The 25,195-nt window shown below is 47.8% G+C and carries 30 protein-coding genes; 14 read left to right on the plus strand and 16 right to left on the minus strand.

Features of this window, described 5'->3' with window-relative positions:
- Positions 1-2 precede the first annotated feature (2 nt).
- On the minus strand, positions 3-554 hold the full coding sequence (locus tag FO446_RS11600) for a helix-turn-helix domain-containing protein (RefSeq protein WP_173609699.1): 552 nt from the start codon (positions 552-554) through the stop codon (positions 3-5).
- Between the two features lie 169 nt (positions 555-723).
- Here FO446_RS11600 and FO446_RS11605 point away from each other — a divergent pair, with 169 nt between their 5' ends.
- Together FO446_RS11605 and FO446_RS11610 are read left to right on the plus strand one after the other, a co-directional pair.
- On the plus strand, positions 724-1,872 hold the full coding sequence (locus FO446_RS11605; RefSeq protein WP_232773129.1) for an MFS transporter: 1,149 nt from the start codon (positions 724-726) through the stop codon (positions 1,870-1,872).
- Positions 1,873-2,057: 185 nt separating this feature from the next.
- Positions 2,058-3,041 (plus strand): ABC transporter substrate-binding protein, encoded by a 984-nt coding sequence (locus tag FO446_RS11610; RefSeq protein WP_232773130.1) that lies wholly within the window; start codon positions 2,058-2,060, stop codon positions 3,039-3,041.
- A gap of 54 nt (positions 3,042-3,095) precedes the next feature.
- Here FO446_RS11610 and FO446_RS11615 read toward each other — a convergent pair whose 3' ends face one another.
- The 5 genes from FO446_RS11615 to FO446_RS11635 form a co-directional block, all read right to left on the minus strand.
- Positions 3,096-3,890 carry a DUF817 domain-containing protein gene (locus tag FO446_RS11615; protein ID WP_232773131.1) on the minus strand — a complete coding sequence of 265 codons (795 nt, stop codon included), beginning with the start codon at positions 3,888-3,890 and terminating at the stop codon, positions 3,096-3,098.
- A 39-nt stretch (positions 3,891-3,929) separates the two neighbouring features.
- A complete protein-coding gene (locus FO446_RS11620; protein ID WP_232773132.1) occupies positions 3,930-4,733 on the minus strand; it encodes an alpha/beta hydrolase in 804 nt (267 codons plus the stop codon).
- On the minus strand, positions 4,730-5,731 hold the full coding sequence (locus FO446_RS11625; protein ID WP_237900704.1) for an ABC transporter substrate-binding protein: 1,002 nt from the start codon (positions 5,729-5,731) through the stop codon (positions 4,730-4,732). Before FO446_RS11625 ends, FO446_RS11620 begins: the two co-directional genes overlap by 4 nt.
- Before the next feature lie 46 nt (positions 5,732-5,777).
- Complete coding sequence (locus tag FO446_RS11630; protein WP_232773133.1) at positions 5,778-6,968, minus strand: helix-turn-helix domain-containing protein; 1,191 nt, start codon at positions 6,966-6,968, stop codon at positions 5,778-5,780.
- 150 nt (positions 6,969-7,118) lie between these two features.
- Entirely contained in the window at positions 7,119-7,946 is an 828-nt protein-coding gene (locus FO446_RS11635; protein ID WP_173609842.1) for a sulfurtransferase, read from the minus strand.
- Between the two features lie 98 nt (positions 7,947-8,044).
- Between FO446_RS11635 and FO446_RS11640 the strand changes: the two genes are divergently transcribed.
- Positions 8,045-8,644 carry a DUF502 domain-containing protein gene (locus FO446_RS11640; RefSeq protein WP_237900706.1) on the plus strand — a complete coding sequence of 200 codons (600 nt, stop codon included), beginning with the start codon at positions 8,045-8,047 and terminating at the stop codon, positions 8,642-8,644.
- 74 nt (positions 8,645-8,718) lie between these two features.
- On the opposite strand, the gene FO446_RS11645 is transcribed toward FO446_RS11640, so the two are convergent.
- Both FO446_RS11645 and FO446_RS11650 read right to left on the minus strand, forming a co-directional pair.
- Positions 8,719-8,961, minus strand: a complete 243-nt coding sequence (locus tag FO446_RS11645; protein ID WP_221867184.1) for a hypothetical protein — start codon at positions 8,959-8,961, stop codon at positions 8,719-8,721.
- A 64-nt stretch (positions 8,962-9,025) separates the two neighbouring features.
- Positions 9,026-9,469 carry a DUF2621 domain-containing protein gene (locus FO446_RS11650; protein WP_007724494.1) on the minus strand — a complete coding sequence of 148 codons (444 nt, stop codon included), beginning with the start codon at positions 9,467-9,469 and terminating at the stop codon, positions 9,026-9,028.
- 167 nt (positions 9,470-9,636) lie between these two features.
- On the opposite strand from FO446_RS11650, the gene FO446_RS11655 reads away from it, so the two are divergent.
- The 3 genes from FO446_RS11655 (at position 9,637) to FO446_RS11665 (ending at position 11,477) form a co-directional block, all read left to right on the plus strand.
- Positions 9,637-10,011: a hypothetical protein gene (locus FO446_RS11655; RefSeq protein WP_012685928.1), complete on the plus strand. Its 375-nt coding sequence runs from the start codon at positions 9,637-9,639 to the stop codon at positions 10,009-10,011.
- Positions 10,012-10,065: 54 nt separating this feature from the next.
- Positions 10,066-11,025 (plus strand): tetratricopeptide repeat protein, encoded by a 960-nt coding sequence (locus FO446_RS11660; RefSeq protein WP_237900708.1) that lies wholly within the window; start codon positions 10,066-10,068, stop codon positions 11,023-11,025.
- Between the two features lie 65 nt (positions 11,026-11,090).
- Complete coding sequence (locus FO446_RS11665) at positions 11,091-11,477, plus strand: VOC family protein (RefSeq protein WP_221867182.1); 387 nt, start codon at positions 11,091-11,093, stop codon at positions 11,475-11,477.
- Positions 11,478-11,557: 80 nt separating this feature from the next.
- Here FO446_RS11665 and FO446_RS11670 read toward each other — a convergent pair whose 3' ends face one another.
- The 3 genes from FO446_RS11670 to FO446_RS11680 are packed head-to-tail and all read right to left on the minus strand — an operon-like array spanning position 11,558 to position 14,147.
- Positions 11,558-12,364: an ABC transporter permease gene (locus FO446_RS11670; protein ID WP_106652840.1), complete on the minus strand. Its 807-nt coding sequence runs from the start codon at positions 12,362-12,364 to the stop codon at positions 11,558-11,560.
- Positions 12,345-13,148 (minus strand): ABC transporter ATP-binding protein, encoded by an 804-nt coding sequence (locus tag FO446_RS11675; protein WP_173609686.1) that lies wholly within the window; start codon positions 13,146-13,148, stop codon positions 12,345-12,347. The genes FO446_RS11670 and FO446_RS11675 overlap by 20 nt, the downstream gene beginning before the upstream one ends.
- Before the next feature lie 6 nt (positions 13,149-13,154).
- Complete coding sequence (locus tag FO446_RS11680; protein ID WP_173609685.1) at positions 13,155-14,147, minus strand: ABC transporter substrate-binding protein; 993 nt, start codon at positions 14,145-14,147, stop codon at positions 13,155-13,157.
- 126 nt (positions 14,148-14,273) lie between these two features.
- Here FO446_RS11680 and rnz point away from each other — a divergent pair, with 126 nt between their 5' ends.
- From rnz to FO446_RS11700, 4 genes are all read left to right on the plus strand, one after another.
- Complete coding sequence (gene rnz, locus FO446_RS11685) at positions 14,274-15,230, plus strand: ribonuclease Z (protein ID WP_173609684.1); 957 nt, start codon at positions 14,274-14,276, stop codon at positions 15,228-15,230.
- A 43-nt stretch (positions 15,231-15,273) separates the two neighbouring features.
- Entirely contained in the window at positions 15,274-15,498 is a 225-nt protein-coding gene (locus FO446_RS11690; protein WP_088907054.1) for a hypothetical protein, read from the plus strand.
- A 26-nt stretch (positions 15,499-15,524) separates the two neighbouring features.
- A complete protein-coding gene (locus tag FO446_RS11695; protein ID WP_173609683.1) occupies positions 15,525-16,181 on the plus strand; it encodes a YczE/YyaS/YitT family protein in 657 nt (218 codons plus the stop codon).
- 128 nt (positions 16,182-16,309) lie between these two features.
- Positions 16,310-16,399, plus strand: a complete 90-nt coding sequence (locus FO446_RS11700; RefSeq protein WP_100169674.1) for a YjcZ family sporulation protein — start codon at positions 16,310-16,312, stop codon at positions 16,397-16,399.
- A 110-nt stretch (positions 16,400-16,509) separates the two neighbouring features.
- Here the strand turns inward: FO446_RS11700 and FO446_RS11705 are convergent, their stop codons facing one another.
- Positions 16,510-16,782, minus strand: coding sequence for a stage VI sporulation protein F (locus FO446_RS11705; protein ID WP_173609682.1), 273 nt, complete (start codon positions 16,780-16,782; stop codon positions 16,510-16,512).
- 187 nt (positions 16,783-16,969) lie between these two features.
- On the opposite strand from FO446_RS11705, the gene FO446_RS11710 reads away from it, so the two are divergent.
- Positions 16,970-17,890, plus strand: coding sequence for a S8 family peptidase (locus FO446_RS11710; protein ID WP_173609681.1), 921 nt, complete (start codon positions 16,970-16,972; stop codon positions 17,888-17,890).
- A 67-nt stretch (positions 17,891-17,957) separates the two neighbouring features.
- On the opposite strand, the gene FO446_RS11715 is transcribed toward FO446_RS11710, so the two are convergent.
- Entirely contained in the window at positions 17,958-18,284 is a 327-nt protein-coding gene (locus FO446_RS11715) for a hypothetical protein (protein WP_173609680.1), read from the minus strand.
- 69 nt (positions 18,285-18,353) lie between these two features.
- Here FO446_RS11715 and FO446_RS11720 point away from each other — a divergent pair, with 69 nt between their 5' ends.
- Positions 18,354-18,806 carry a YaiI/YqxD family protein gene (locus FO446_RS11720; protein ID WP_173609679.1) on the plus strand — a complete coding sequence of 151 codons (453 nt, stop codon included), beginning with the start codon at positions 18,354-18,356 and terminating at the stop codon, positions 18,804-18,806.
- Entirely contained in the window at positions 18,803-19,471 is a 669-nt protein-coding gene (locus FO446_RS11725) for a phosphatase PAP2 family protein (RefSeq protein ID WP_221867181.1), read from the plus strand. The genes FO446_RS11720 and FO446_RS11725 overlap by 4 nt, the downstream gene beginning before the upstream one ends.
- 1 nt (position 19,472) lies before the next feature.
- Here FO446_RS11725 and FO446_RS11730 read toward each other — a convergent pair whose 3' ends face one another.
- Positions 19,473-20,354, minus strand: a complete 882-nt coding sequence (locus tag FO446_RS11730; RefSeq protein WP_221867180.1) for a LysR family transcriptional regulator — start codon at positions 20,352-20,354, stop codon at positions 19,473-19,475.
- Positions 20,355-20,486: 132 nt separating this feature from the next.
- On the opposite strand from FO446_RS11730, the gene FO446_RS11735 reads away from it, so the two are divergent.
- Positions 20,487-21,743, plus strand: a complete 1,257-nt coding sequence (locus FO446_RS11735) for an MDR family MFS transporter (protein WP_237900710.1) — start codon at positions 20,487-20,489, stop codon at positions 21,741-21,743.
- 283 nt (positions 21,744-22,026) lie between these two features.
- On the opposite strand, the gene FO446_RS11740 is transcribed toward FO446_RS11735, so the two are convergent.
- Complete coding sequence (locus FO446_RS11740) at positions 22,027-23,415, minus strand: amino acid permease (protein ID WP_173609675.1); 1,389 nt, start codon at positions 23,413-23,415, stop codon at positions 22,027-22,029.
- Positions 23,416-23,766: 351 nt separating this feature from the next.
- Complete coding sequence (locus tag FO446_RS11745; RefSeq protein ID WP_173609674.1) at positions 23,767-25,185, minus strand: sigma-54 interaction domain-containing protein; 1,419 nt, start codon at positions 25,183-25,185, stop codon at positions 23,767-23,769.
- Between the last annotated feature and the right edge of the window lie 10 nt (positions 25,186-25,195).

Consider the following 25,195-nt stretch of genomic DNA (forward strand, 5'->3'; position numbering starts at 1 on the left):
GGTTAGGTTCTAAAAATGACAGGTGTCAAAACGGACAGGATCTCGGCTTCTTCAACAGTGGAAGGATTGTACCACGTATGAAGGAGAGAGGAAGGGAAGTGAATTGTGTCTCCTTGATCGAGATGGTATTCTGTTTCGTCGACGACGATGGTGACACATCCTTTAACGACATAGTAAAACTCTTCCCCAGGATGCTGAAAGGCGACATGCTTCGTCTGTCCGGGTGGCAACACGTTGAGGAGGGGCTCAAGTGCTCTGTCAGGGAAATTTCCACCGATTCGAACGTACTTCACAGGTGACCCTTCAATCTGCAACGTTTTACGCCTTGCAATGGGGGTGTGGTACGTGACATCTTTTTCGACTTCAAAGAAGTACGTAATGGGGACACCCAGACATTCCGCAATTTTCTGCAGAGAAGTAATCGCGAGCGAACTATTGCCGCGCTCTACCTGTGATAAAAAACTGACGGAGAATCCCGATTTCTCGCTTAAATCCTTTAAAGTAAGCTCCTGCTGAATACGAAGTGCTCGTATTTTTTTGTAGATGTGCTCCAAAAAGTCACCTCCTGACAAAGTCAACTACGGTATTACAGTAAATATTACGGTAATACAAAAATAAATGCTACATCTATTCTGAATCTTCCTTCTTCTTTTCGTATCCTACTTGTACCATTCGCTTCATATACTGGAATAAAGACAGGCCGTTAGAGAGGAAGGGAATGTTTTGAGAGCTCTCCTGTTAGTGGTTTTGTTTCTTGTTGCCTTTGACATGCACGCGCAGACGCCACTTCTTGCGCCGTATTTAAACGTATTGGGTGTATCCGCTGCGATGATTGGTTTCGTGCTCGGGGGATATGCGATCAGCAACTTGACAGGCAACCTGCTCGCAGGACCTTTTCTCGATCGCTATCCGAAAAAATGGTTTATCGCAGGTGGATTGATTTTGGCTGGTGTGATGCTGATTGGTCAAGGCATTGTGCAAAATACCGCGGGTTTCTTTACCTTTCGGCTGATGCTCGGGTTTTTGATGGCGTTTGTTTCTCCTGCTTGTTCTGCACTGCTCGGAGAAACAGGGAAGACGGCACTTGAGCAGGGCGAGATCATGGGAAAAAAGGGATTGGTCCTTACCTCGGCAGGTATCGTATCCCCGGCAGTCGGTAGCTTTTTGGCGGTGCAGTTTGGTTATGGTCAATCATTTGTGATTCTGGGTTACATGATGATGATTGCTGGCGTTTTCGCTTGGATGATGCTGCCCGATAGAGTAGAGGGAAGCGTGCCGTCAACGCCAAGGATGAAAGGTGGGGGCAAGCAGAGCCTAACCGCCATCCTGGAAAATCGAATGCTGTATCCAGCGTTTCTTGGGGGATTTGCGATCATTTACGCACAAGGAACGATCATCTATGAAGTGCCTTTGCTCATCCAAAGACAGGGGATGTCCCCGGCCGTTACGGGGATATTATTCAGCTTGAAAGGGTTGGGAGCACTTGCGATTTTATGCCAGTTTTGGCTGCATCGCGTCCCTGTTGAGACGAGAGCGTTTGCCGGATTGGGTGTGCTCAGCCTTCTTCTGTACGCCCTGGCAATCGGGCTGGCGATTCCGATTCACGTCATGATGTTTTTCTTCGGTGCATGCTTTGGGATGCTGTTCCCTGCTTTTGCAACCGTTTTGACAGTACATTCACCCCGAGAGTTATACGGGAGTGTGTTTAGTATTTACTCGGCGGTTTTGTCAATCGGAGCGGTATTGAGCCCAATATTGGCAGGCTTGCTGGGGAATTGGCACCATTCCTACTTCATTGCGTTTTTTGTAACCGCGGGTGTCTGTCTGATCGGGGGACTGCATCGATTCTTGTTAAGCGGGGTTCCACGCTAGGAGGATATGGACTTTCTGCTTAGTAAGCAGGGGGTCTTTTTTCGTTTTCAAAATAAAAAGTTGAGCATCTTGCCATGATCCGCTATAATACCCATTGTGATTATGATAATTATTCTCAATGAAAATGCGGTCGAGTAGGCATTTGTCGCTGCTAGATGGCATGACGCAAATGGAGGAACACACCCATGAAAAAAACAGCCAAACTTTCGATAGCCAGTGTCGTATTGGCAAGCCTCGTTACAATCGTGAGCGCTTGCTCTGGCCAGTCGAACACTGCGAGTCCAGAGACACAGACGGGCAACAGCCAGACCGCGACACCAGCTGCGGAAGCTTCACGAGTACTGAAGGATGCGTTGGGGAATGAAGTAACAGTCCCAGCTAAACCGCAGCGCGTGATCGCTTCTTATCTGGAGGATCATTTAGTAGCGTTGGGAGTGAAGCCAGTTGCTCAATGGTCAGTAGGGAACAACCAGGTACAAGGCTACCTGCAAAAAGAGTTGGCGGGTATTCCAGCGATTCCTTACGATCTGCCGCCAGAGGTCGTGATGAGCCACAGCCCCGACCTGATTATTTTGGATAGCGCATCCCTGGTCCAAGGGGACAAGTATAGCCAGTACTCAAAAATCGCTCCTACGTACACCATTGGAAAAGAAAAGAACAGCGATTGGCGCAAAGAGCTCCTGACAGTAGGAGAAGTCCTCAACAAGGGAGAAGAGGCGAAGAAAGTGCTGGCGGATTATGAGACGTTTGTAGCCGAGTCGAAGCAAAAGTTGCAGCAAGCAATTGGGGAAAAATCAGCGGCAGCGCTGTGGATGACGGGGAAAAATGTGTACGTAGCACGTCAGGACTTGTCTAGCGGTGATGTGCTCTACAAGGATCTCGGGTTTAAGGTGCCTGCTATCGTTCAGGAAATCTCCAAGTCAGGAGAAGCAAACTGGAACGCGATCTCTATGGAAAAATTGGCTGAACTCGATGCCGAGTACTTGTTTATCGTAAACAGTAATCCGACTGCTGTAGAACAACTGCAAAAGGATGCAATATGGGCGAATATCCCTGCTGTGAAGAATGGAAATGCGTATACGTTTGCGAAAGATTCCAGCTGGCTGTACACAGGCGTCATTGCCAACCGCCAAATGATTGAGAATGTACTCAGCAACGTTATTAAGTAAGAAGAGAAAGCCTATCCACCCTTTGACGTTTTGTACGAAGAGTGGATAGGCTTTTTACATGTGTTCCTTGCTATCATGGGATTGGGATCGTCTGGATTTTACGTGCTTCAATTCCGCCACGATAATAAAGCTCACGATGACAAGTAAAAACCACGAGCTGATTTTACTGAGATGCACGAGCTCCCAGCCTGCTCTTTGATTCGGATAATTCCAAGCGCCGAGGAACGTCGCTATATTTTCCGCAATCCAAATGAAAAAACCGATCAAAAAGTAGCCAATAGGGATGGGCATGAAAAACCGCTCGTTCGCGACAGTAAAATATACACGTGTTTTCCAGAAGACAATGAAAATAGCTGCCATCAGCACCCAACGCAAATCCCAAATATAATGGTGGGTGAAAAAGTTCAGATAGATCATTGCACCTAAAATGGTGGCGATAATCTGATTCGGCCAACCGGTGAGAGATACCTCTAGTCGACGCCAAGCTTGACATAAGTAGCTCGCGACACTGGCGTACATGAAGCCACTGTAAAGAGGAACACCAAACACTTTGCTGTACGCATCCTCTGGATAGCTCCAAGATCCCATATGTACCTTGAATATTTCCAAGCAGAGCCCGATCACGTGAAAGACCGTGATGACCTTCAATTCGTCCCGAGACTCCAAGCCGCTTTTCACCATGAAAATCTGAAAGAGGAGGCAGAGCAACAGCAGGAGGTCATATCTTGGCAAACCAGGAATGGTGACGAGTTTGGATAAGGCGAGCGAACCGAAAATAAAGACCGGAAACAAGCAAGACATGGCTTCTTGATAACCGAAATGAAGCAATAGACGCATATATCGTATCATTTGTCTGTCCTTTACGTTTACGAGAGTAGTTTCAGAGGGCTAATCCGTAAGCACAAACCGCACAAGCCTATTAATAGCGGAAGGGAGCACGCTTACGTGGCCCTCATCTTCGAATTTGATGAAGCTTACTTGAACACCTTTGGTAGCGAGTGATTCCATGCGCTCGACGACCCGTTGTGCACCCTCGACCATGAAGGAGAGCTCATCGCCGCCAACAATGACAAGCAGCTTTAGTTCATGATCGCCTTTCCAATGGGCGATGAAGCGCTCTTGCTCTCTTAATACCTCGTCGTTGCCCCACCAGACGGAAGGGCTGCCTGATACGACGTGTGAGAAAAGCTTCGGACGCGAGAACATCGTATACAGTGTGAAATGACCGCCCAACGAGTGGCCGAAAATCGCCTGTTTGCTCGGATTTACCTGCCATTCGGAAGAAACAGCTGGCATCAGCTGCTGTTCAAGGAAATCGAGAAACAAATCAACTCCACCATGCTCTGGCCAAGGTTGCCCATTCGGTCGGTCAGGAAGTGTAGCTGCGTCCACAGGCATGGTCAAATCGTAACAACGGCGGTCCATGTCAAATGGCAGACGGGAGGGATAGCCGATTCCTACAACAATGGCTGGGTTGAAGCCCTTGGGCTTGCGGGTTTGCAACTTCACTGTCTCGGCAATCGTTCCGAACATCGCATCGCCATCTACGGCATAAATAACCGCATATCCTTCGGGAGGGGCCTCAGCTTCCGGAATCGCAATCATAATCCGATAGTCATGACCTTGGCTTGATTGCAGTGTCCACTCTACACAATTACGAGGGGAGTAGTCGTTTTTCTCTATGATTTTCATTTTGCAATCAATCCTTTCACATCGTCAATGACTTTCCTATGTGCGATCAGGCCGCCACTTAACCAGTGATCTCCCTCTACTTTAAACGTACGACCATTCCTCACAGCCTCCATGCTTTTCCAAACAGGACTCTCTGTTAATTCTTTCTCGAAGGCATCTCCCGTACCAGCATCATTGATGAGGAAAATATAGTCCGCATCCAAATCAGGTAAGCTCTCCAGTGATAAATTGATGTCACCGCCGGATACAACCTGGCTTGGCAAAAAGCCTAGCTCATTGGTAAGGACATATCCACTGAAGAAATCGTACTTGATGAAAAACATCCCTCTGCCATTGAAGCGAATGATCGCTGCTTTTTTGCCTTGGATATGAGGGGCCAGCTCCTTTTTGGCTGCCTCGACATGCTCCTTATATGTCTGTAAAGCTTTTTCAGCTTCCGCCGACTTGCCCAACAAATTGCCAACCACGCGTACGGAAGATTCAAGATCAGCATTTGCTTGCTTGAACACATATGTCGGCGCAATCATCTTATATTTATCGTACACGCCGCTTTCGATATGGTTGGCATTGTGCAAGAGGATGAGATCTGGCTCATGGGCCATAACCGCTTCCGGCTCTGGAGGCAATCCACCTGTGAAGGCAATGGACGGCACATCTTTTAGCTGATCTTGCAAATACATTTTTGGTCTTGAGCCAGAAGACCACTGCACGACCGGAGCAACGCCCAGTGCGACCAAAGTATCTTCCAGATTGGGAGCGAATATTTTGGCAGGTGCGGCAGGCAATGTCACCTCGTTACCCATTTCATCTTTTAGAACCCGCGGGTAGGTAGGCTGGTCAGAAGAGCTTTTTGCCGATCCTGCGACATTCCCAGTCGCAGACGAATCGACCTTCTGCGTCACTGCCTCACTGCTTACGTTGTTCCCACAGCCTGCTGCCAGTCCAGCAACGAGCATCGTCGTGGTCAGCATCAGCGCAAGACTTGTTTTCTTTGTCATACAAGTGGAGTCCCCTCTCGTTGATAATGTTTCTCACTCGGGAACATTATAATTCACCCAAGAAAGGGGCTCCATGGACAACACCTTGAATCGCATTTGGACTTTTCCCCGTTACCATCAGCAGCATCTCATCCAGCATACGGTTCATGGCGACCGGTGAATACTCGTACCACGGATTAGAAGGCAAGGGGTAGAGATACCCATTTTGAACAGCGCGAAGTCCTCTCCAAATCGAATGGTGCTGGAGAGTCAGCCAGCTTAGACGTGTCGACTCATCCAGACAAACGAACAACAGGATTCGCTCCGGGTCAATGCTCGCAAGCTGCTCGAGTGTGATTGGCCGATTGCAAGGTTCCATTTCCTCTTCCACAAGAGAAAGCTGCAAATCGTCGCATAGAAGCTCCTTCATTCCCTTGTTGTTGTAAAGATGGATGCCATCCCGATAAAGTCGAATGATCGCAAATTTATCTTGTTTGAGCACGGATTGCAGGTCTGCTCGAACGGCAGCAACCTTCGCCTCATAAGAAGCGATCCAGGCGTCACAAGCTGCTTCTTTGCCCGTGTAACTGGCAACCTCACGTAATTGCTCCTTCCAGCCAGAAGATTGGAGGGTCATTACGTCAATGCCGTGTGCGGACAAACGTTGTCTGGTAGTACCGGCAAGCTCTATGTGGCTAATGACAACATCCGGCTTGGCACCTAGAAGCATGACTTCCTGATCGTCATCGTTCCACGTTGTTTCGACCGCTTTTAGATGAACCGCGATCTGTTGCTGATACTGCTGATAGTAATAGGGGGTCCACTTCGCATCCAAAGGAGCAGCGACTGGTATAATCCCCAGTACTACTAGATGTCCCAGCAGGGAAGGGGAGTAGACGGCAACTTTGCGCGTGGTAGCTCTTTCATACGCGGAGGGGGATACACCCACTTCCTTTTTGAACTTCCGGCTAAAGTAAAACTCATCGCTGTACCCGATTGCTTTCGCAATATCGCGCAGCTTCATATCCGTCTCGCGTAACAATCGCTTGGCGTGATTGATACGCAGACTCGTTACATAATCCATGACACTTTGTCCGTAAGCTTTCTTGAACGAATCGCCAAAATAGCTCGGACTTAAGTTCGCCATCGCTGCCAACGTAGTTACGTTTAATGGACGATCGAAGTTACAGATCATATAGACGCGAACCTCGTTGAGTGACATTTTGCGACTAGGCTCGTATTCTTCGTTATGCTTCATGAATCCATCCACCTTTTCAGGCACGTGCAGATGCTTGTGATAATGATAATTATTATCTATGAATGGTGACGAAAATGATAGAGGAAGAAAAAATAAGACGACCGCTCCTACTGTAGGTAGGGAAGCGATCGCCGCCAGTTCAATTATGGATTACTCTTCGCCGGTCGCTACCGGATTATCTGGATACGAGCTCCAATCACTCCAACTGCCCAAATACAATTTCACATCGGTTCGACCTGCAGCATGGAAAGCGAGCAAATTGGAGCAAGCCGTCACGCCTGAGCCGCAATAGACGATCAATTCTTTATCAGCGTAAGGAGCGAGACGCTTTTGCAGCTCGTCTGCTGGAAGCATTGTCTGATCCGCAGCCAGGTTGTCCTTATAAAAGAAATTGTGCGCCCCGGGTATGTGACCTGCTTTTGCGTCGATCGGTTCGTTCTCGCCGCGGTAGCGTTCTGGTGCACGAGAATCGAGCAATACAGTATGTTCACTGCGTTTTTTGACACCTTCCATGTCAACCAGCATATCGTGACGTACATGGGGGACGAACTGACGAGCTTGTACAGTAGGTACTTCTGCTGTTACCTCATAGCCAGCCTTTTTCCAAGCAGCGTATCCGCCGTCGAGGACAGCTACCTGATCGTGACCAAGGTATCGCAGCAGCCACCATAGCCGTCCTGCCATCGCCATTTCCTGATCATCGTAGGCGATGACAGTCGTGTTGGCATCGATTCCCGCATTTGAAAAATGGGCAGCCAGCAGATCCGTATCTGGTAGGGGATGACGTCCACCATGCTCGCTTTTGGTGCCAGAAAGGTCACGGTTCAGATGAAAGTAGAGGGCTTGCGGGATATGGTCCTTCGTGTATTCCTCTGCACCTGCTTCAGAAGCACTTAAAGCAAAACGACAATCGACGACCACCAAATTTTCATCGTTCAGATGATCCTTGAGCCATTGAGGTGTGACAAGTGCTTGCATGAATCTCCCTACTTTCTCTTTTTTCTTCATCATAGCAGATGGCAATCCAATCAGGTACAATAATTACGGAAAAGTGGTTAGTAGAGAGGAGAAGAGAGATGAAGCGTTTCATTCGCTATTTTTTAGAGGGGTTATTGTTTGTCATTCCTTTGGCAGTGACAATTTATATTTTGTACTGGATTTTCACGACCGTGGATAACTGGTTCTATCTGCTGGTCCATAGGTGGTTTAATCTCCAAATTCCAGGACTGGGTGTCCTCTTGACTATACTTGGCATCACGATTGTAGGATTCCTTGCATCGAATGTACTGACACGTGGAGTGCTTTCGCTGGTATCCACTGTCTTCGAGAAAGTGCCATTTATCAAACTCATTTATACGTCCATCAAGGATTTGATCGGAGCGTTTGTAGGGGAGAAGAAGAGCTTTGACAAGCCGGTGCTCGTGACGCTATCCAAGGATGGAAATGCGAAGGCCATTGGGTTTATTACAAAGGAAAGCCTCGATTCTTTCGGTCTCAGCGACCACGTAGCAGTCTATCTGCCGCAGTCGTACAATTTTGCGGGAAATCTCCTGTTGTTTCCGAGTGATCAGGTACAGCTGCTTGATACGGAAAGCTCAGAAGTCATGGCATTCCTGGTATCGGGTGGGGTGTCCGGAGGGCAGCAAAACGGTAACAAAAAAAGCAGCGATGCGTAAATCTATCTAATTTCGACTGTTCCACACAAAAAAGACACTCAAGCAAGTTTGAGTGTCTTTTCATTTCAGTAACGTTAGCTGCTAAAAAATCCACTATGGCTGGAATATTTGCGACGATAGTGGCGATGACCGTATGTTCGATGCCCCATCTTCCACGAGGGCCGATATCGGTAATCACTGCTGCTGTACTTGTGATAGCCACGTCCGGTCATTTTCCATAAGAACCGGGCGCCTTTCTTAAAGAGGACCGCCACAATGACAACCGCAACGATCAAAATAACGAAACCGATCCCCAAAATCGTGAGTAGGACTGACATCCACATCGTCTCCTCGCCTAAAAGGTCTTACCTTTTTTACGGATGACTCCACAGGAAGTTTCAATTATCCCTCGGCATTCAAATATTTCTCATAGGGCGTGTAGTCGATTTCTTTGGATTGCAGGTGGGCAATGAGCCATTTATGGTCACGCTTGGGGGTTGCTACGATGTATCCCTTTACAATCAAATCTGTTGTAATGGTGGTTGCTTTCTCTTCTAATGCAATCTGGCCGATTTTCGCTGCGATGGAACGTCTCGCAACATCACGAAACAACTGTGGCACAGGATCAACCAGTTCATTGAGCAAGGTCAAACCCTCATCTGTCCAGAGCGAACGTGTCTGATCAATGTAATGGTCTTGCCAATCCAAGTCAGATTTTCCGTCTTGCTTGGGCATGGACTTGAGAAATTTGCGGAACATGAAATACCCGCCAATCGCCATCAGACTTACGAGAACAATGGTCCAGCCAACGATAAACAGGGAAAACCCTGTAGACATTTCACCCATACCTTGTACACCTCATTACCAATATCCATTCATTAGTAAAATTGTACCTTATTTTGGTTCGGGCAACAAACTTTTTGTGCGTTTACCTATCCTAAGGGGTTTGCTCTTCCCAAGAACACATACAATTTAGTATGATTAGAATTAATCTTTATTGGGAGTTGACGCTCATGTTCAAGCTTGGACAACGCGTCGTCATTGTTGCCGACTCCTTCGAGCAGGGTTTGCCTTTGGGTGAATACGGTTACCTGATTGCTCGTGACCGCAATCCGGACAGCGCATTTTCCTGGGTTTTACGCATTCCGAAAATTGATAAGCATATCGCCGTTGTAGAAGAGGATATCGCCTTGGAGGAGCAATTGCTGGAGGAAGAAGCAAACCGCATCTCGCATGAGGCTTTACTTGACTTTGCATTGGCGACAAGGAACGAAGCACTGTTTCGACAACTGATGGGCATGGAAGATGCAGAAGAGGCAAATGACGAACCGGCGAAGGAATCAATGGAGGAATTTATCCGTAAAGTAAATATCAAAGCATGGATCTAATTGGCGATACAAGCATTTGAAACTTTTGTGAGGAAATGAAAGCGAGGCTGTTTCATGTCTGAATTTGTGACGTTTACCAATGAGCTTGGTCAAACCATCGATATGTCCCGAGAGGATTACCAGAAAAAAATAATTCCGCAAAATCTGGATAAGTACTGGGATGAAAAAGATAAGCTTCGCGATTTTGCGATGGAGTTGGTGAAGGGTCAATTTCACGAGCAAGCCCAGATCGCTGCCGACAGGCTTCTCGAATTATACGGGCCAATTGAGTCTGCTCTCATTTTCCGTGCAGTCGTTCATATGCAGGCGAGAGAGTTTGAAAGCGCTAAAAAAATCCTGACAGATTGTTTGGAACGATTCCCGTCATCGGGTACGGCTTGCACCAATTTGGCAAAAATCTTCGCGTTTGAAGGAGATGAGCCAAAAGCGTTCGAGACTCTACATACAGGTTTGCACAAAGACCCGAATCAAGAAAATGGCTTGAACATGTTTGTCGAGAGCTTCTTGCAAAGAGGGAAAAAGGATGAGCTAAAAGGACAGCTGGAGGCGCTGGCAAGTAAAGAAGGAGCTTGGAGACCACAGCTTCAACTGGCTCGTCTTGCTTTGACGGAGGAGGACCTCCTGAATGCGATGAAATGGTACACGGTAGCGATTGAAGGAGCGAAGGATCGCTTTGAGGTCGTCATGACTGTGACTGGTGAATTGGGACAAGCGGGTTATGTCTATCAATTGATTCAGATTTGTGAAAAGTTCTGGACGCCACATTTCCCGTATCCGTATGCGGGCTTCAACTATGCCAATGCTCTGTTGGCGACTGATCAAATGGAAAAAGCAATCGGCATCCTGCGTAACATGCAAGAGCATTTGCCAGATAACTACAAGCCAATGGTCGATCACTTCCTGAATCGAGTACCTGGAGCGCTCGAAGTGGAAGCAGCCGCCCAACAGAAAGTCGTTGAGAGCCAAATGGATGATCCGACGACGAAGAAGAGCAAGTGGAAGTTTTGGAAGTAAATCGATAGCTAGAGCGCCCGGCATTTCACTGTCGGGCGTTTTTCTGTAAGAAGGGGGATTGTGCGATGCTGCATCATGTGGAAGTGAATGTCTCCAATCTGGCGCGCTCAAAAGATTTTTGGGGTTGGTTGCTGGAGGGTGAGCTGGGTTATACGCGGTATCAGGAGTGGGCCAGTGGGGTAAGCTGGAAACAGAATGGCACCTATCTGGTATTCGTCCAGACAGAAGAGCGATTCCTCGACATTTCGTATCACCGTTGTCGTGTCGGTTTGAATCATCTGGCATTTTACGCACGGGATCGGGAACATGTGGAAAAGCTGCGGGAGGAAGCTGCTCGTCGCGGCATCTCCTTACTTTATCAGGATCGGCATCCCCATGCTGGAGGAGAGGGGCATTATGCTTTGTTTTTCGAGGACCCAGATAGAATAAAGGTCGAAATCGTGGCACCCTGATCTCCCCGGAACATATTAGTCCATGAAAAAACGGTGCAATCATCCCCGGTAGATGGTTGGCACCGTTTTTTAGAAGCCATCTATTTGAACTGGCTGGTGAGCCGCCGCTCTATATAGGCTACGCCTTGATACATCAGGGTAGCGATGACCGCGATAATGGCTAAGCTCATCATGACCAGGGTGAAATTAAACACTTGGAAGCCGTATATGATCAAATACCCCAAGCCTTGCTGGGATACGAGAAACTCTCCGACGATGACGCCTACCCACGAAAGTCCGACATTTACCTTCAGCGTTGCGAGAAGGGTTGGAATGGTAGCCGGCAAAATGACGAGCGTGAAGATTTGCCGTTTGCTCCCTCCGAGTGTTTGCACGACTTTGACGTAGTTTTGATTGACTTCCTTGAAGCTGGTGTAGACGTTGATCGTGGTGATGATGACCGAGATCGCGCACCCCATAGCTATGACGGAGAGCAAACCTGGACCAAAGCCGACGATAAAAACCGGACCGAGGGCTACCTTTGGCATACTGTTGGCAATAACCAGGTAAGGCTCTAGTACGCGGGAGAGAAAAGGGGACCACCATATGATCGTTGCCATGACGGTTCCCAGAATCGTTCCTAAGAGAAAGCCGATAATCGTTTCCCATACAGTCAAGCCAACATGCGGGAGAAGACTGCCATCTTGCAGCTGCAACCAAAATTGAGCCCAAATCTTGGAGGGATAGCTGAAGATGAGCGCATTTATGGTATTGGTTCGAGCCAACAGCTCCCATAAGCCGAGAAAAACGAGAAAGAGGAACAGTTGTGTGGAAAAAACGGAAAAGCTCATACGCTTTTCTAGCTGCAAGTAGCGGCGATGGACGGATTCAATTTCCTTTGGCTGCATCAGACACTACCTCCATCTCTTTCCACACGCGATGGAACAAGTCTTGGAATCCTTCATGATTTCTGGCGTCGAAGGGCAGAGCATCCCGAATCGGGCTGGGTACGACAATCTCGCTGTTGATACGTCCCGGGTTGCGTGAAAAGATATAAACGCGATCGCCCATCGCGATCGATTCGGAGAGATCATGTGTTACAAGGACTGCCGTTTTTTTATGCCGACGCAGTGTTGAAAAAATCAAGTCTTCTAGCTTGAGTTTGGTCTGATAGTCCAATGCCGAAAATGGTTCGTCAAGTAACAGCACATCCGGTTGACAGGCGAGTGTTCGGACGAGGGCAACCCGTTGCCGCATGCCGCCTGACAGCTGCAGGGGAGAGGATTTGCGCACATCAGACAGCTCCATTTCATCCAGCAGATGCAGCGCGTACTCCTCTGTTTCTTTGGTTCGGATGCCTTGGATATCGAGTCCGAGAAACACGTTGTCTTCGATGGAGCGCCAGTTGAACAAATAATCTTGCTGCAGCATGTAGCCAACTTGCCTAGACGTTCCTTGGACTTCTCTTCCGTCGATCCACACCTTGCCTGCTGTCGGCTTCTCCAGCCCTGCGATCAGGGAGAGCAGCGTCGTCTTTCCACAACCGCTGGGACCAACCAGACAAATGAATTCGCCTTCCTCCACGCGCAGGTTAATGTCTTGGACCGCCATGAACGCCCTGGTCGTGGATAAATAAAGATGGGTCACGTGGCCGAGTTCTATTTTTGCCGGCGTAGAAGAAATCTGCTTCATGACGGCCTATTTCCCTTCTTTGGATTGGATAGCAAAAGTGGTGTTTACCAGCTTGTTGTAATCAGCGCGTTGCTTTAATTCACCAGCGGAATCCATAATATCTTGTAGCTGGTTCCATTCTTTTTCGTCCAGAATGGGATCTGTCGCATAGGAGCCTTGCTCCAGGTAACGCTGTACAGCGGTTTCCAGAATCTTTGGATCGATTTGCTCGAAGTACTTGCCTATTACATCAGCCGTTTCTTTTGCACTGTGGCTGGCAACCCACTGTTGCCCTTTGTAGACCGCATTGGTAAACTTTTGGATAGCTGCTGCGTTGCTGTCGATATAGCTTTGTTTTGTCATGAAGACAGTGTAAGGAACGGTTCCGCTCTCTTTGCCAAAAGAGGCGACGACATGGCCGATTCCTTCCTGTTCAAAGCGGGAGGCTTCCGGTTCGAACAACTGTACATACGCTCCTGTACCAGATGCGAAGGAAGAGGCAATGTTTTTGAATTCGATATTCTGAATGAGTTCCAGGTCGCCTTGCGGATTGATGTTGTGCTTTTTGAGTACATACTCCCCGACCATTTGCGGCATGCCGCCTTTACGTTGCCCCAAGAAGACACTGCCTTTTAGCTTGTCGAAAGTAAAGTCATCCATTTTGGTGCGGGAGACGAGGAAGGTACCATCCGTTTGTGTGAGCTGCGCGAAGTTGACAACGGGATCGGCAGCTCCTTGCTGAGAGACGTAGATGCTGGTCTCGGAGCCGACGAGCGCGACCTCGATGCCGCCAGATAACAGAGCCGCCATCACTTTATCTCCGCCGGGAATGGTTGAGAGCTCCACTTCCAGACCTTCTTCCTTGAAAAATCCTTTTTCAAGTGCGACATATTGCGGGGCGTAAAACAAAGAACGAGTCACTTCACCAATTCTTATTTTTTCGGGAGTGCTGGAGCAGCCAGTCAAGACGGCCGTCATAACGAGAAAAGCGGCCAGCCCCAGCGCCAAAAATCGTTTCATGATAAGGAGTCCCTCCTTGCTAGGCTTTGTATGTTGTAGGCTATGCGCCCAGACAAAAAAGGGTGAATGCCTAGAGATAGAGACAGGCACATGATGAGGGAAGGCCACAAAGGAGATGGACATAGCGTGATCGTTACATTTTTAGGCACCGGATCAGGTGCACCCACTACGCGAAGAAATGTGAGTGGGATCGGCTTGCGATTTTTACAGGCAGGAAAGTGGTGGTTGTTTGACTGCGGAGAGGGGACGCAGCACCAGCTACTGCGAGCACCGATGAAAATCAGTCAATTGGACAAAATTTTTATCACCCATCTGCATGGGGATCATCTGTACGGACTGATCGGACTGCTTGCGAGCCGGTCATTGCGCAATACCGAGCCAACTCCGTTAGAGCTGTACGGACCACCGGGGCTCGATAAATATTTTCGAGCGATCATGGAGGCAAGTCCGGTTCATTTGCAATATCCATTAGAAATAAAAATCGTCAGTGAGGGCGTAATCTACGAGGACGAAGAGATCGTGGTGAGCTGTCGGATGGCGAAGCATCGCGTGCCTTCGTTTGCTTATGCCGTGGTGGAAAAGGAGAAGACAGGAGCATTTCAAGTAGAACTGGCAAAGCAGGCCGGGGTGCCGTCAGGGCCGCTGTTTGGAGCCTTGAAGAGAGGAGAACAGGTCACACTCGAGGATGGTCGTGTTCTGGACGGGAAGGACTTCGTTGGAGAGCCGCAGCCAGGACGCAAAATCGTCTTCAGTGGAGATACGGAACCGAGCCACGCGGTACTCGAGCTGGCAAAAGGGGCGGATTTGCTCGTCCACGAAGCGACCTACGCCCATCACGACAAGGAGCTGGCGACCAGAAGCGGGCATTCCACAGCACGAGAGGCGGCTCAAATTGCCAAAGAGGCTGGCGTGAAACAACTGTGTCTGACTCACTTCAGTCCACGTTATGAAGATGAAGACGGGGATTTTTCGATGGAGGATTTGTTGGCAGAGGCGCAGCAAATTTTCCCAGCGACCCAATTGGCTGACGATCTCGGCAGCATTTCTGTCAAGCGAGAGAGAAACGATGGGAGAAAGAAATAATCCTTGCTATAATGAATGATCACGATGGAGGAGGTGGGGGAGCATGAAGCGGATTACCTTTGCTACACCAGAAGAACTTATTCAACATTGTCAGTCGGAAGAAGTCAGCCTCGTTGTCGAATATCGAGACGAAGTGAACAAGCAACGCCAGGTCATTTTGACGGGCGAGCAGCTTGCAGAGGCACAGACCTACCTAAACTTCTCCAAATCCGAAGCGTATTACCGGAAGGACGGACTTTTTTACGAAGTCATCGCAGGCTGGAAGTAAAACACATCGTCAGGAGATGAGTAGACGTGTCTGGCAGAGGTTCCAACCGGTCGATTGCGGTTCGCTACATGATGTTTGTGCTTGGCTTGTTCGTTGGTGCATTCGGTACGGTGCTGGCCATTAAGGCAAACTTAGGCGTAGCACCCTGGGAAACCTTTCACATCGGCCTGCAAAAAACATTTGGATTAACGATTGGCCTATGGTCTCAGATCGTAGGAGTCGTTGTCATTTTCGCCACGTATTTGGTGGCAAAAATCAAGCCCAATTTTGGAATGTTCTTAAATATGATTTGCTTTGGCTTTTTTCTCGATCTTATCCTATGGTTGGATTTTATTCCTGAACTGCAATCAATTTGGGCGAGGTTCTTGATGTTTCTCGCAGGTGTTGTTGTTCTGGCTGTCGGAATCGGGATGTATTTGTCTCCTTCTCTTGGTGCGGGTCCGCGTGACAGCTTTATGCTGGCGATGAATGAGCGTCTTGGCTGGAGTATCCAGCGAGTCCGCCTCATCATAGAAGTAACCGTCCTGCTCGCAGGAGCAGCTTTGGGTGGACCTGTGTCAATCGGAACGATTCTGATCGCGCTGTTAACGGGACCAATGATTCAAAGGACGATTCCGTTTTGGCGTCAAGTTATGAAAAAACAGTATGAACTGCCCGAGCCAGTTGAAAGACAAGCGAGCTAATCTCCATTCAATTTGCCAGTAGCTGTGTAAAAATCCGGGAAAAACGGTCTTGTATAGGCGATGGTCCAATCATCTTTGAGCATTCGCACATACAGTATGACTAGTTGCTGGCAAAGGAGGGAAAGCGAATGAGTCTGTTCAACGGAGGATTTGACGACTTTGCTTTAATACTGGTGTTGTTCGTATTGCTCGTTATCGTTGCTTGCTCTTGCGACTAACGAAAAACACTGGGTAGCTTCGCCAGAGGGAGAGCGATTTTTCGCTCTCTCTTTTGTTTTGCATGAAAAAGGCTTCGCCAAAGAGTGGCGAAGCCAAGGGTAGACATATCTTATCCGAGACGATCATGCACTTGCTTTTTTACACTGGACATTTGCTGGTCGGATAATTTGACACCGACTGCCTTGCTGACTTTTTTAATCAGCTCGCTTAATTTCTTGTCGTCCTTCAAGTCTTTCATGGAAAAATCTTTTGCCAGTGATCGTACATCGCCCATCGTCCATTTTTTCTTGCTTTTCTTGTTGATGGACTTCAGTAAATCACGTGGATTGCCCTTCGCTTTGAGCTTGACTTTTGCCCTTGCTTTTCCTTTTGCTTTTGCCATGATGCTTCGCTCCTTTCAAAAGAATACGTCTGCCCTATGCAGTTATATGGAAATGCAAGGGGGTTCGCTTGGACAGATTCACGCCGCTTTTCGCCTATTTTGCTTAACGTTGTGCAATGGCCCAAACCCATAGGGGGAGCCATGACATAGGATGAGTCAGAACGATGCATGACGGGAGGCTAGTAGGTTGAAAATTGTCAGCTTTCATCGGGATACGCCATTTACCGAGATACTGTCAGATTTGAAAACCAAGGTTCTGACCAAAACCGAGAGACTTCCATGGCGATGCTATGATGACCTTTCTTGCTTGTGTGTCAAACAAAAGATTTTTGAGCAGCATGAGGAGCTTTTTCGAAGGTATAAAGCGATGGTGGAAGAGAACATTACCGTAAGCGTCCATGCGGAAGGGGAGGATGAAATCCCGTGGGGCGTGCGATATGTAGGGGCACAAAGATTGTGGCGAAAGGGGCGCGGAGCAGGCGTCAAAGTCGCTGTCATCGATACAGGAATCTCCCGGGATCATTTTGATTTGAGAGATCAAATAAAGGGCGGCATCCAACTTGTACGCGGCAAACAAAATGGACACGGTACGCATGTCGCAGGAATCATCGTAGCTGAGATGAACCAAAGAGGAATTGTGGGAGTGTCTCCTGAGGCCCATTTGTATGACGTCCGTGCTTTTGATCATGAAGGTCAATCATCTTTGTCGACCATTTTGCAGGCTCTGCAATGGTCGATTGCCAATAAGATGGATGTGATCAACATGAGCTTTGGCATGCCCCAATATAGCGAAGCAATGGCGCGAGCAGTTGGCAGGGCCCATCAGCAAGGAATCGTACTGGTGGCTTCTGCAGGAAACGGAGGGGGAGAGGCGGAGTATCCCGCTCGGTACGATGGTGTCATAGGGGTTAGTGCGATTGATCAAACGGGAAAATTGGCATCGTTCAGTGCGAGAGGCAAGGGCGTAAATATGAAGGCACCCGGAGTTGATATTTTGTCTACGTGGCCGGGCAATCAGTTTAAAAAGCTGAATGGTACTTCTATGGCTGCCCCGCATGTGGCAGGGCTGAAAGCGCTAGAAATTGGTCGCAAACGAAAAAAAGCGTAGCGTTTCTACGAAAAAACAGCTCCCAGGCTAAAATGAAGCCAAGGAGCTGTTGCTTTTAATAAACGAATTATTGATGGATTTTGGTGTCATGGTCTTGCTGGACACGGAACCATATATTAAGATCGTTAATAACACTGGCCAATTCGTGGATCTCGCTGTTCAATTCGCAAGATCTTACGAAATTTTCCTCTTCGGACATTTGTTTGGTTTTCTCAATGATAACCTGCTCTACCCGGTGTATTTGATCCGGAATGGTTGCGCGGATTTCTTCCCATTCCAGCAACATGTCCGCTCTTTCTACAGTCGAATAATCTTCCCATTCCAGATGCAGCACGGGAAGTCGTATACCTAGCCGTTCATCATGGATAAATTGATAGCGCAAAGGTGAACTCACTCCTCTCCACCTCCATCATACCAAAAATGAATCGGTACGGGGAGAGAAATACACACGAAAGGAGCAACCATGTCAAAAGGACGTGTTCTTATCGATGCGGATGCTTGTCCGCGCCAGGCACTCTTAACCGCCCAAGCATTGTGCAAAGAGCTCGACTGGATCTGTTTGACCTTTGCCAGTTATAATCATCAAATCGGCAACGCAAATCATGTGACGGTAGATGCCGGGCCACAAGCGGTAGATATGAAGCTGGCGAACGAAACGAGTCCGGGGGATGTCGTGGTGACACAAGATATTGGTCTGGCAGCTCTCATTCTCGGGAAGAAAGCCCATGCCCTGACACCACACGGGATGGTTTTTGACCCAGAACGGATTGCGTTTCACTTGGAAGAACGAAATGAAAAAGCGAGATATCGCCGCGGGGGAGGTCGTACGAAGGGGCCTGCTGCTCGTACACGAGAAGACGATCAACGATTTGCTGAGTCCCTGCGCTTTTTGATAGAAAGAGGAGATCAACAATGATTCAGACAACTAGAAAAAATGGATATGTAGGCGGAGCACTAGCGTTTGCTGTTCTTGCTACGATCATGTTTGCCCTCTACCTAGCAGGGAGAGTGGCAGGTATGGATCAAGCTGCCATCGCATTTGCGGAGTCGATTCGCTCGGATGTTGGGACTGCCTTTTTTCGATTGGTAACCAATCTGGGCGGAGGCATGTTCCTTGTACCAGTAGCAGTGATTATGATCGTTGTCCTATACATAAAGAAATATCGTGTGGAGGCAATGTTTGTTCTCATTTCCCTCGGTGTCAGTGAAGTCGCAAATGAGCTTTTAAAGCTGTTTTTTGCCAGACCTAGACCGAGTGGCGTCAATCTGATTGAGCTGCCGGAGTCCTTTTCGTTTCCGAGTGGTCATGCAATGATCGGACCAGCCTTTTATTGCATGGTCGGGTTTTGGATTGCCCAGTGGTTTGCGGAGAAAAGATGGTCGTCGCTTGTGCAGCCTGCGATTTTTATTTTCGTGGTATTGCTCGCGTTCAGCCGTGTGTACTTGGGCGTTCATTTTTTGAGTGATGTGCTTACCGGCTTTTTCCTGTCGATGTGCTGGTACTTTCTCCTTCGTCTTGGCTATGAAGAATGGATGGGGAGACGAAGCACAGTCGTCGACCCCATACCGCATTCCAGATAATCTAGGTGGAATACCCTAATTCACTCATTAAACTCAGCCATTTTTCTACGCTGGGTTTATTTTTTTTGTCCTTCGGCAAGACGATGTACGCCGAGCGTTTGGGAGGCTTATTGCCTGTGATGATCAGTTCCTTCAAGGTACCAGCCGCAAGCTCGGCTTTGACGGTAGAGCGCGTCAACAAGCTCACGCCGAGACCCTCTTTTATCAGATCGATGGCGAGCTCCGCTTTGTCTACTGTTAGCTTGGGTACGTAATTTCGCGGCAGTGTCTGTCTTATCCACTCGTTAAAAGGAGGGCCCCAATTCATGTACAGCAGCGGCAGATTGCGCAGTTCGCGCCAATCGACGTGTGTAGATGCGGCGATGGAGCTCTCTGGACAGCAAACCAGGACAATTTCATCATCCCACGTTGGAATGACGTCAAAGTTGGGTAAGGATGGAGGAACGTATACGATTCCGATTTGAATCACGTTATCCAGCAAATACTGGATGACATCGGACGAGTGGCCTGTCTTTGTGCTGATGGCAATTTGTGGATACCGGTAGTGGTACTCTTTCAAGATTGGTTCGAGGGTGGATGTCCAGATCGCGTTTAAGCTGCCAATCGATAAATAGTCTTCATAAGGCTGGAGTGAGGCGACTTCATTTAGGGCTTCATGGGACAGTTTGAGAATTCTCTCTGCATACGGTAAAAGGGTTAAGCCCGCTTGGGTTATCTCAACACTTCTTTTATCACGAATGAAAAGAGGTTTGCCAACTTTTTCTTCCAGTTGCTTGATTCGCATTGTCACCGTAGACTGGACTAAGTGGAGCATTTCCGCAGCCTTGGTGAAATTTTTCGTTTGGGCCAATGTGTAGAAAGCGCGTAATTGTTCGAAGTCCATACAGTTGGAATCCCTCTTATCTAAATATTTGATTACCATATACAAAATTGTTCGTTTCCCAAATTATACCCTGTTCGCTAAGCTGGGGATATCCTTATTTCATGGGCTATCGGGAGAGCGAGGGGTATTGGAATGAAGTGGGAATGGTGGCGAGAAACGCCCTTTTCAGTGAAGCTCTTGTTAAGCACATCTTTTATGATGAATATGGGTTTTTATGCATTAATCCCATATCTCACTTTGTATTTGACAGGCAGCATCGGCTGGACACTGGCGATGGCAGGAATTGTCCTGAGTGTGAGACAGTTCTCGCAGCAAGGTCTTGCCTTTCTTGGCGGTGTGATCGCGGATGCCTTCGGATACAAAGGGGCGATGTTCCTCGGGTTGGGCGTGCGTGCTGTTGGTTTTGCGATGTTCCTCGGGTTGGGCGTGCGTGCTGTTGGTTTTGCGATGTTCGCTTTTTGTACCGAGACGTGGCACTTTTTTGTTGCCGCGATTCTTTCCGGTTTGGGTGGGGCGTTGTTTGAGCCTGCATGTTCTGCTGCCTATGCCATTATTACGCCTGATCCCATTCGAAAAGAAGTATTCTCCCTTCGCAATGTGCTTGGCAATATTGCAGTTGTCGGCTCTCAAATCGTGGGGACAGCACTCTCGGCTATTGATTTTACGTACATTTCGCTGTTTGCAGGGGCGGTTTTTGGTGTGAATGCTATCGTGATCTTCTTTTTATTCCCACCGATTCGCGCCACGAATACACGGCATAGTATATGGGAAAGTATGTCTACGGTAGTGAAGGACAAGCTGTTTGTACGTTATACCTTTATTTTGATGGGGTATTATTACTTGAATATGCAGGTGTTTTTAACGATTCCGCTATTTGTTGAAAATGTTACACATAGCAAGGTGAATGTAGGGATCGTGCTTTCTGCGCTTTCGCTGTTTGTGATCTTATTTCAAATGAAAGTGACACAATTGCTGGAGGGTTATCCGCAAAGGCTTACCTTGATTGGCATCGGGACGTTGTTTATGAGCGTGGGACTATTTTTGTTCACGTTTGCTGATTCATTGTGGCTCATTCTCTTGGATGTGTTCCTTTTTGCACTAGGTACCATGATTGCTGTTCCGAATCTGGTGGATGTCGTTCCCCGTTTTGCTCCTAAAGATTTGGTGGGCGCCTATTATGGCTTTAACGGATATTCGATTGCCATCGGAGGTTCATTTGGACAGGTAGCGGGAGGATGGGTGTACGATGTCGGGCTGCGTTTGCAAACGCCGTGGCTGCCGTGGACCATTTGTTTGGTCATTGGTTTTTGGGTGGCCTGGATGCTGCATCGTATGGAACAACAAACCGGACAAATCGGGAATGATTTGAAGAAAATAGCTCGCTCATAAATATTTTTGGGCGAAATGAAACATTTTCCATTGTTCATACGTATATATCGATAGAGATGATTGGCGCAAGAAAGTGAGGGAATTTTATGGAAGATATGAAAAAGCTGAAGCGCATGTTGCTGGTAACGAGTTCCCTTGGATTTGCAGTCTTTGCCATGGTAGTCGTTACGGAAATTGTCCGAATCTCATTGTAGCAATGCCAAGCCTAACGCATCGCATATAAAACATGAAAAGCTTGCAGTCCCTTCTTGAAAGTAGGGGGCTGCAAGCTTTTCTTTTTGATTTACGCTTCGAGTTTCTTTTTTAAATGGAATTGATACACGCATATCGCAATGATCATGAACGGAACTCCGCAGTACAAGGCGATGCGCTGTTCTGGATCGAATGCCAGACTCACGAGAACGAGCAAGTTCAAGATCAAGGAGATCAAAGGCAGTATAGGGTACAAAGGTGTACGGAACTTCAGGTCCTCCAGCTTTCCTCCATTTTTCAGGTAATGGCGACGGAAAGCGAGCTGCGAAGCGGAGATGGAGATCCATCCCACCTGTGCGCCGAGACCAGCGATGGACAAGAGCACCATGAACACCGTATCTTCTGCAAAAATACCGGACAGAAGAGACAAGAGAGCAATGGCAAACGTAATCAACAAAGCGTTCATCGGAATGCCTTTTCCATTTACCGCCCCAAGCTTTTTCGAAGCCATTCCTTCTTTGGACAGGGAGTAAAGCATACGAGTTGCTGCGTACAAACCAGAGTTGGCCACAGACAGAAGTGCTGTCAGGACAACGAAGTTCATAATGTCAGCTGCATAAGGAATCCCAATGCTGTCAAATACGACGACAAATGGACTTTCAATCACACCCGCCTGTTGGTGTGGAATCATCCCTGCCACAATGGCAATCGCCAGAATGAAGAATACGAGTGTGCGCCAAACCGTCGTACGAATGGCCTTCGGAATCGTCTTCTCTGGATTCTCACTTTCTCCAGCCGCAATCCCGATTAACTCGGTACCTTGAAAGGAGAAGTTCACGGTGATCATCGTCATCAGCAAGCCTGTAATTCCAAAGGGGAGAAGCGGGCTTTCTGTAAAGTTGGTGAGCATTGGCGCAGGCTGACCGTTTTTTAGGTCGATAATGCCAAACATCGCCGCTCCACCCAAGATGATGAACAAGATGATAGCGCTTACTTTAATGCTGGAAAACCAGAACTCAGACTCACCGAACGCTCGAGCAGATAAAGCATTTAATAAGAAGAGCACTACACCGAAGATCGCACACCACATCCAAACAGGTGAGTCAGGGAACCAACGTTGCATCAGCAATCCTGATGACAACAACTCTAAAGCAACGGTCACGGCCCAACCAAGCCAATACAACCAGCCTACACCAAACCCAAGTGCTGGGCTAACAAAGCGAGTCATATATGTTTGGAACGAACCGGCCACTGGCATGGCAACTGTGAGCTCGCCCAGACATAGCATAGTCAGGTACATGATAAAGCCGCCGACTAAATAGGAGAGAATGGCACCAACTGGTCCTGCCTGACTAATTGTATAACCTGATCCGAGGAATAACCCGGTTCCGATTACGCCGCCAAGAGAAATCATAAAGAGGTGTCTGCTGTTCATCGTGCGTTTCAATTGATTGTGCTGTTCCATGTTGCTTTGGGACATATAACCCTCTCCTTCACGCGAGTATGTTAAATGGATGTATGCGTTTTCAGGCGCGATAGCGATATATGCTCTGCAAGAATGATACCAAATGAAATACTTTATGAAAATATTATTTTTGAGGTATATCCTGGCAAAAAGTGCAAAATGATTCGGCAGTTGATGCAAAATAATTAAAAAAACGCCAAATCTCTTGGCGTTTATTAAAATTGATAAGGGAATAATTGGATTGGCTGAATAGCATCTCATGAGATTATCATGCAAGTTTTTTAGGGAACGATGAACCAACAAAACTGTGCTTTTTCTTCTCCTCCACTATGTTGACTCAAACCAAAACGTTTTTATTGGTATGCTTTACCCCTTTATCCCCAGCTTACGCAAACGATATTGCAAGCTCTGACGACTGATTTGTAATTCCTTGGCTGCTCTTGAAATATTTCCGTTATAGCGTTCCACAACATGGTGAATATATGCTGTTTCAAATTCTTGCATCGTTTCCTTCAACGGCTTTCCTTCGTCCACAAATGGCAACGTGTGGGGGGAAGGTTGCTCGATTGTTACAGAAGCGGCTGGCATACGACGCAAAAAGTGTAAGGGCAAGTGTTCATAACGGATGGTTGATTCGTCAATCATCAGATTCATGGCCCCCTCAATCAAGTGCTGAAGTTCACGCACATTGCCAGGCCAGTCATGCTGAATAAAAAATTGCAGAACCTCGTCACTGATGCTTCTTACCTCCATTTGGAACAGCTCATTGTATTTTTCGATAAAATGGCTGACCAGCATCGGAATATCTTCCTTGCGTTCCCGAAGCGGGGGGAGAAATAACGTGACGACTCCGAGCCGATAGTACAGGTCTTTTCGCAAATGCGAATTGGCGATTGCTTCAACAGGATCTTCATTGATAGCCGCAATAATTCGTACATCGATCGTTCGATCCTTTGTGTCACCAATACGTCTGATCGACTTCTCTTGCAGAGCACGCAACAATTTTGCTTGTAGTGGCATACTAAGCGAGTTGATTTCGTCGAGAAAAAGTGTTCCGCCTTCTGCTTGCTCAAACAAGCCAGGTCGCTCTACTGCGCCGGTAAATGCTCCGCGAGCAGTTCCAAACAATAACCCTTCGATCAGGCTATCCGGAAGTGCAGCGCAGTTTTGTGAGATAAGGGGACCAGATGCACGCAGGCTGGCATTATGGATGCTTTGCACGAACAGCTCTTTCCCGGCACCAGTCTCACCGACTACCAATACGGATGAGGAGGTGCGTGCTGCGCGTTTGGCATTCTCGATGACATCGAGAATTGGACCGCTTCTCCCGATAATGTGCTCGAATGTGTAGCGTGACCCGTTTTTTTGCAGCAGGTTTTCTCTGATCAATCGTTCCATCTTGGTAACATCATTGGCGATTTCCATCGCCCCGATGATCTTGCCATTTACAATGATGGGGTACGTATTGTTGATGGTTGAAATTTCTTTTTGCTTGTCATTGAAATACGTTTGGCGTGTATTGCGGATGCTATTTCCGGTACGCAAGCATGTGAGCAAGGTACTTTCCTGACCAGACGGGAACTGAAAAACTTCTGCCAAAGGTTTGTGCAAAACATCTTGTCTGGTCATCGATTCCAGCTCGGTCATTTTGGCATTGTAAACAATCGTTGTCCCGTCCGAATCGATGACGTGTACACCTTCATTCATTCTGTCCAAAGTATGTTCATAAATGCGCAAGAGAGTGTCAGCAGAAGAATTATGCGTAGAAGACGACACTGTGGTCACCAGCCTTTCC

The sequence above is a fragment of the Brevibacillus brevis genome, assembly GCF_022026395.1.
GTDB lineage: Bacteria > Bacillota > Bacilli > Brevibacillales > Brevibacillaceae > Brevibacillus.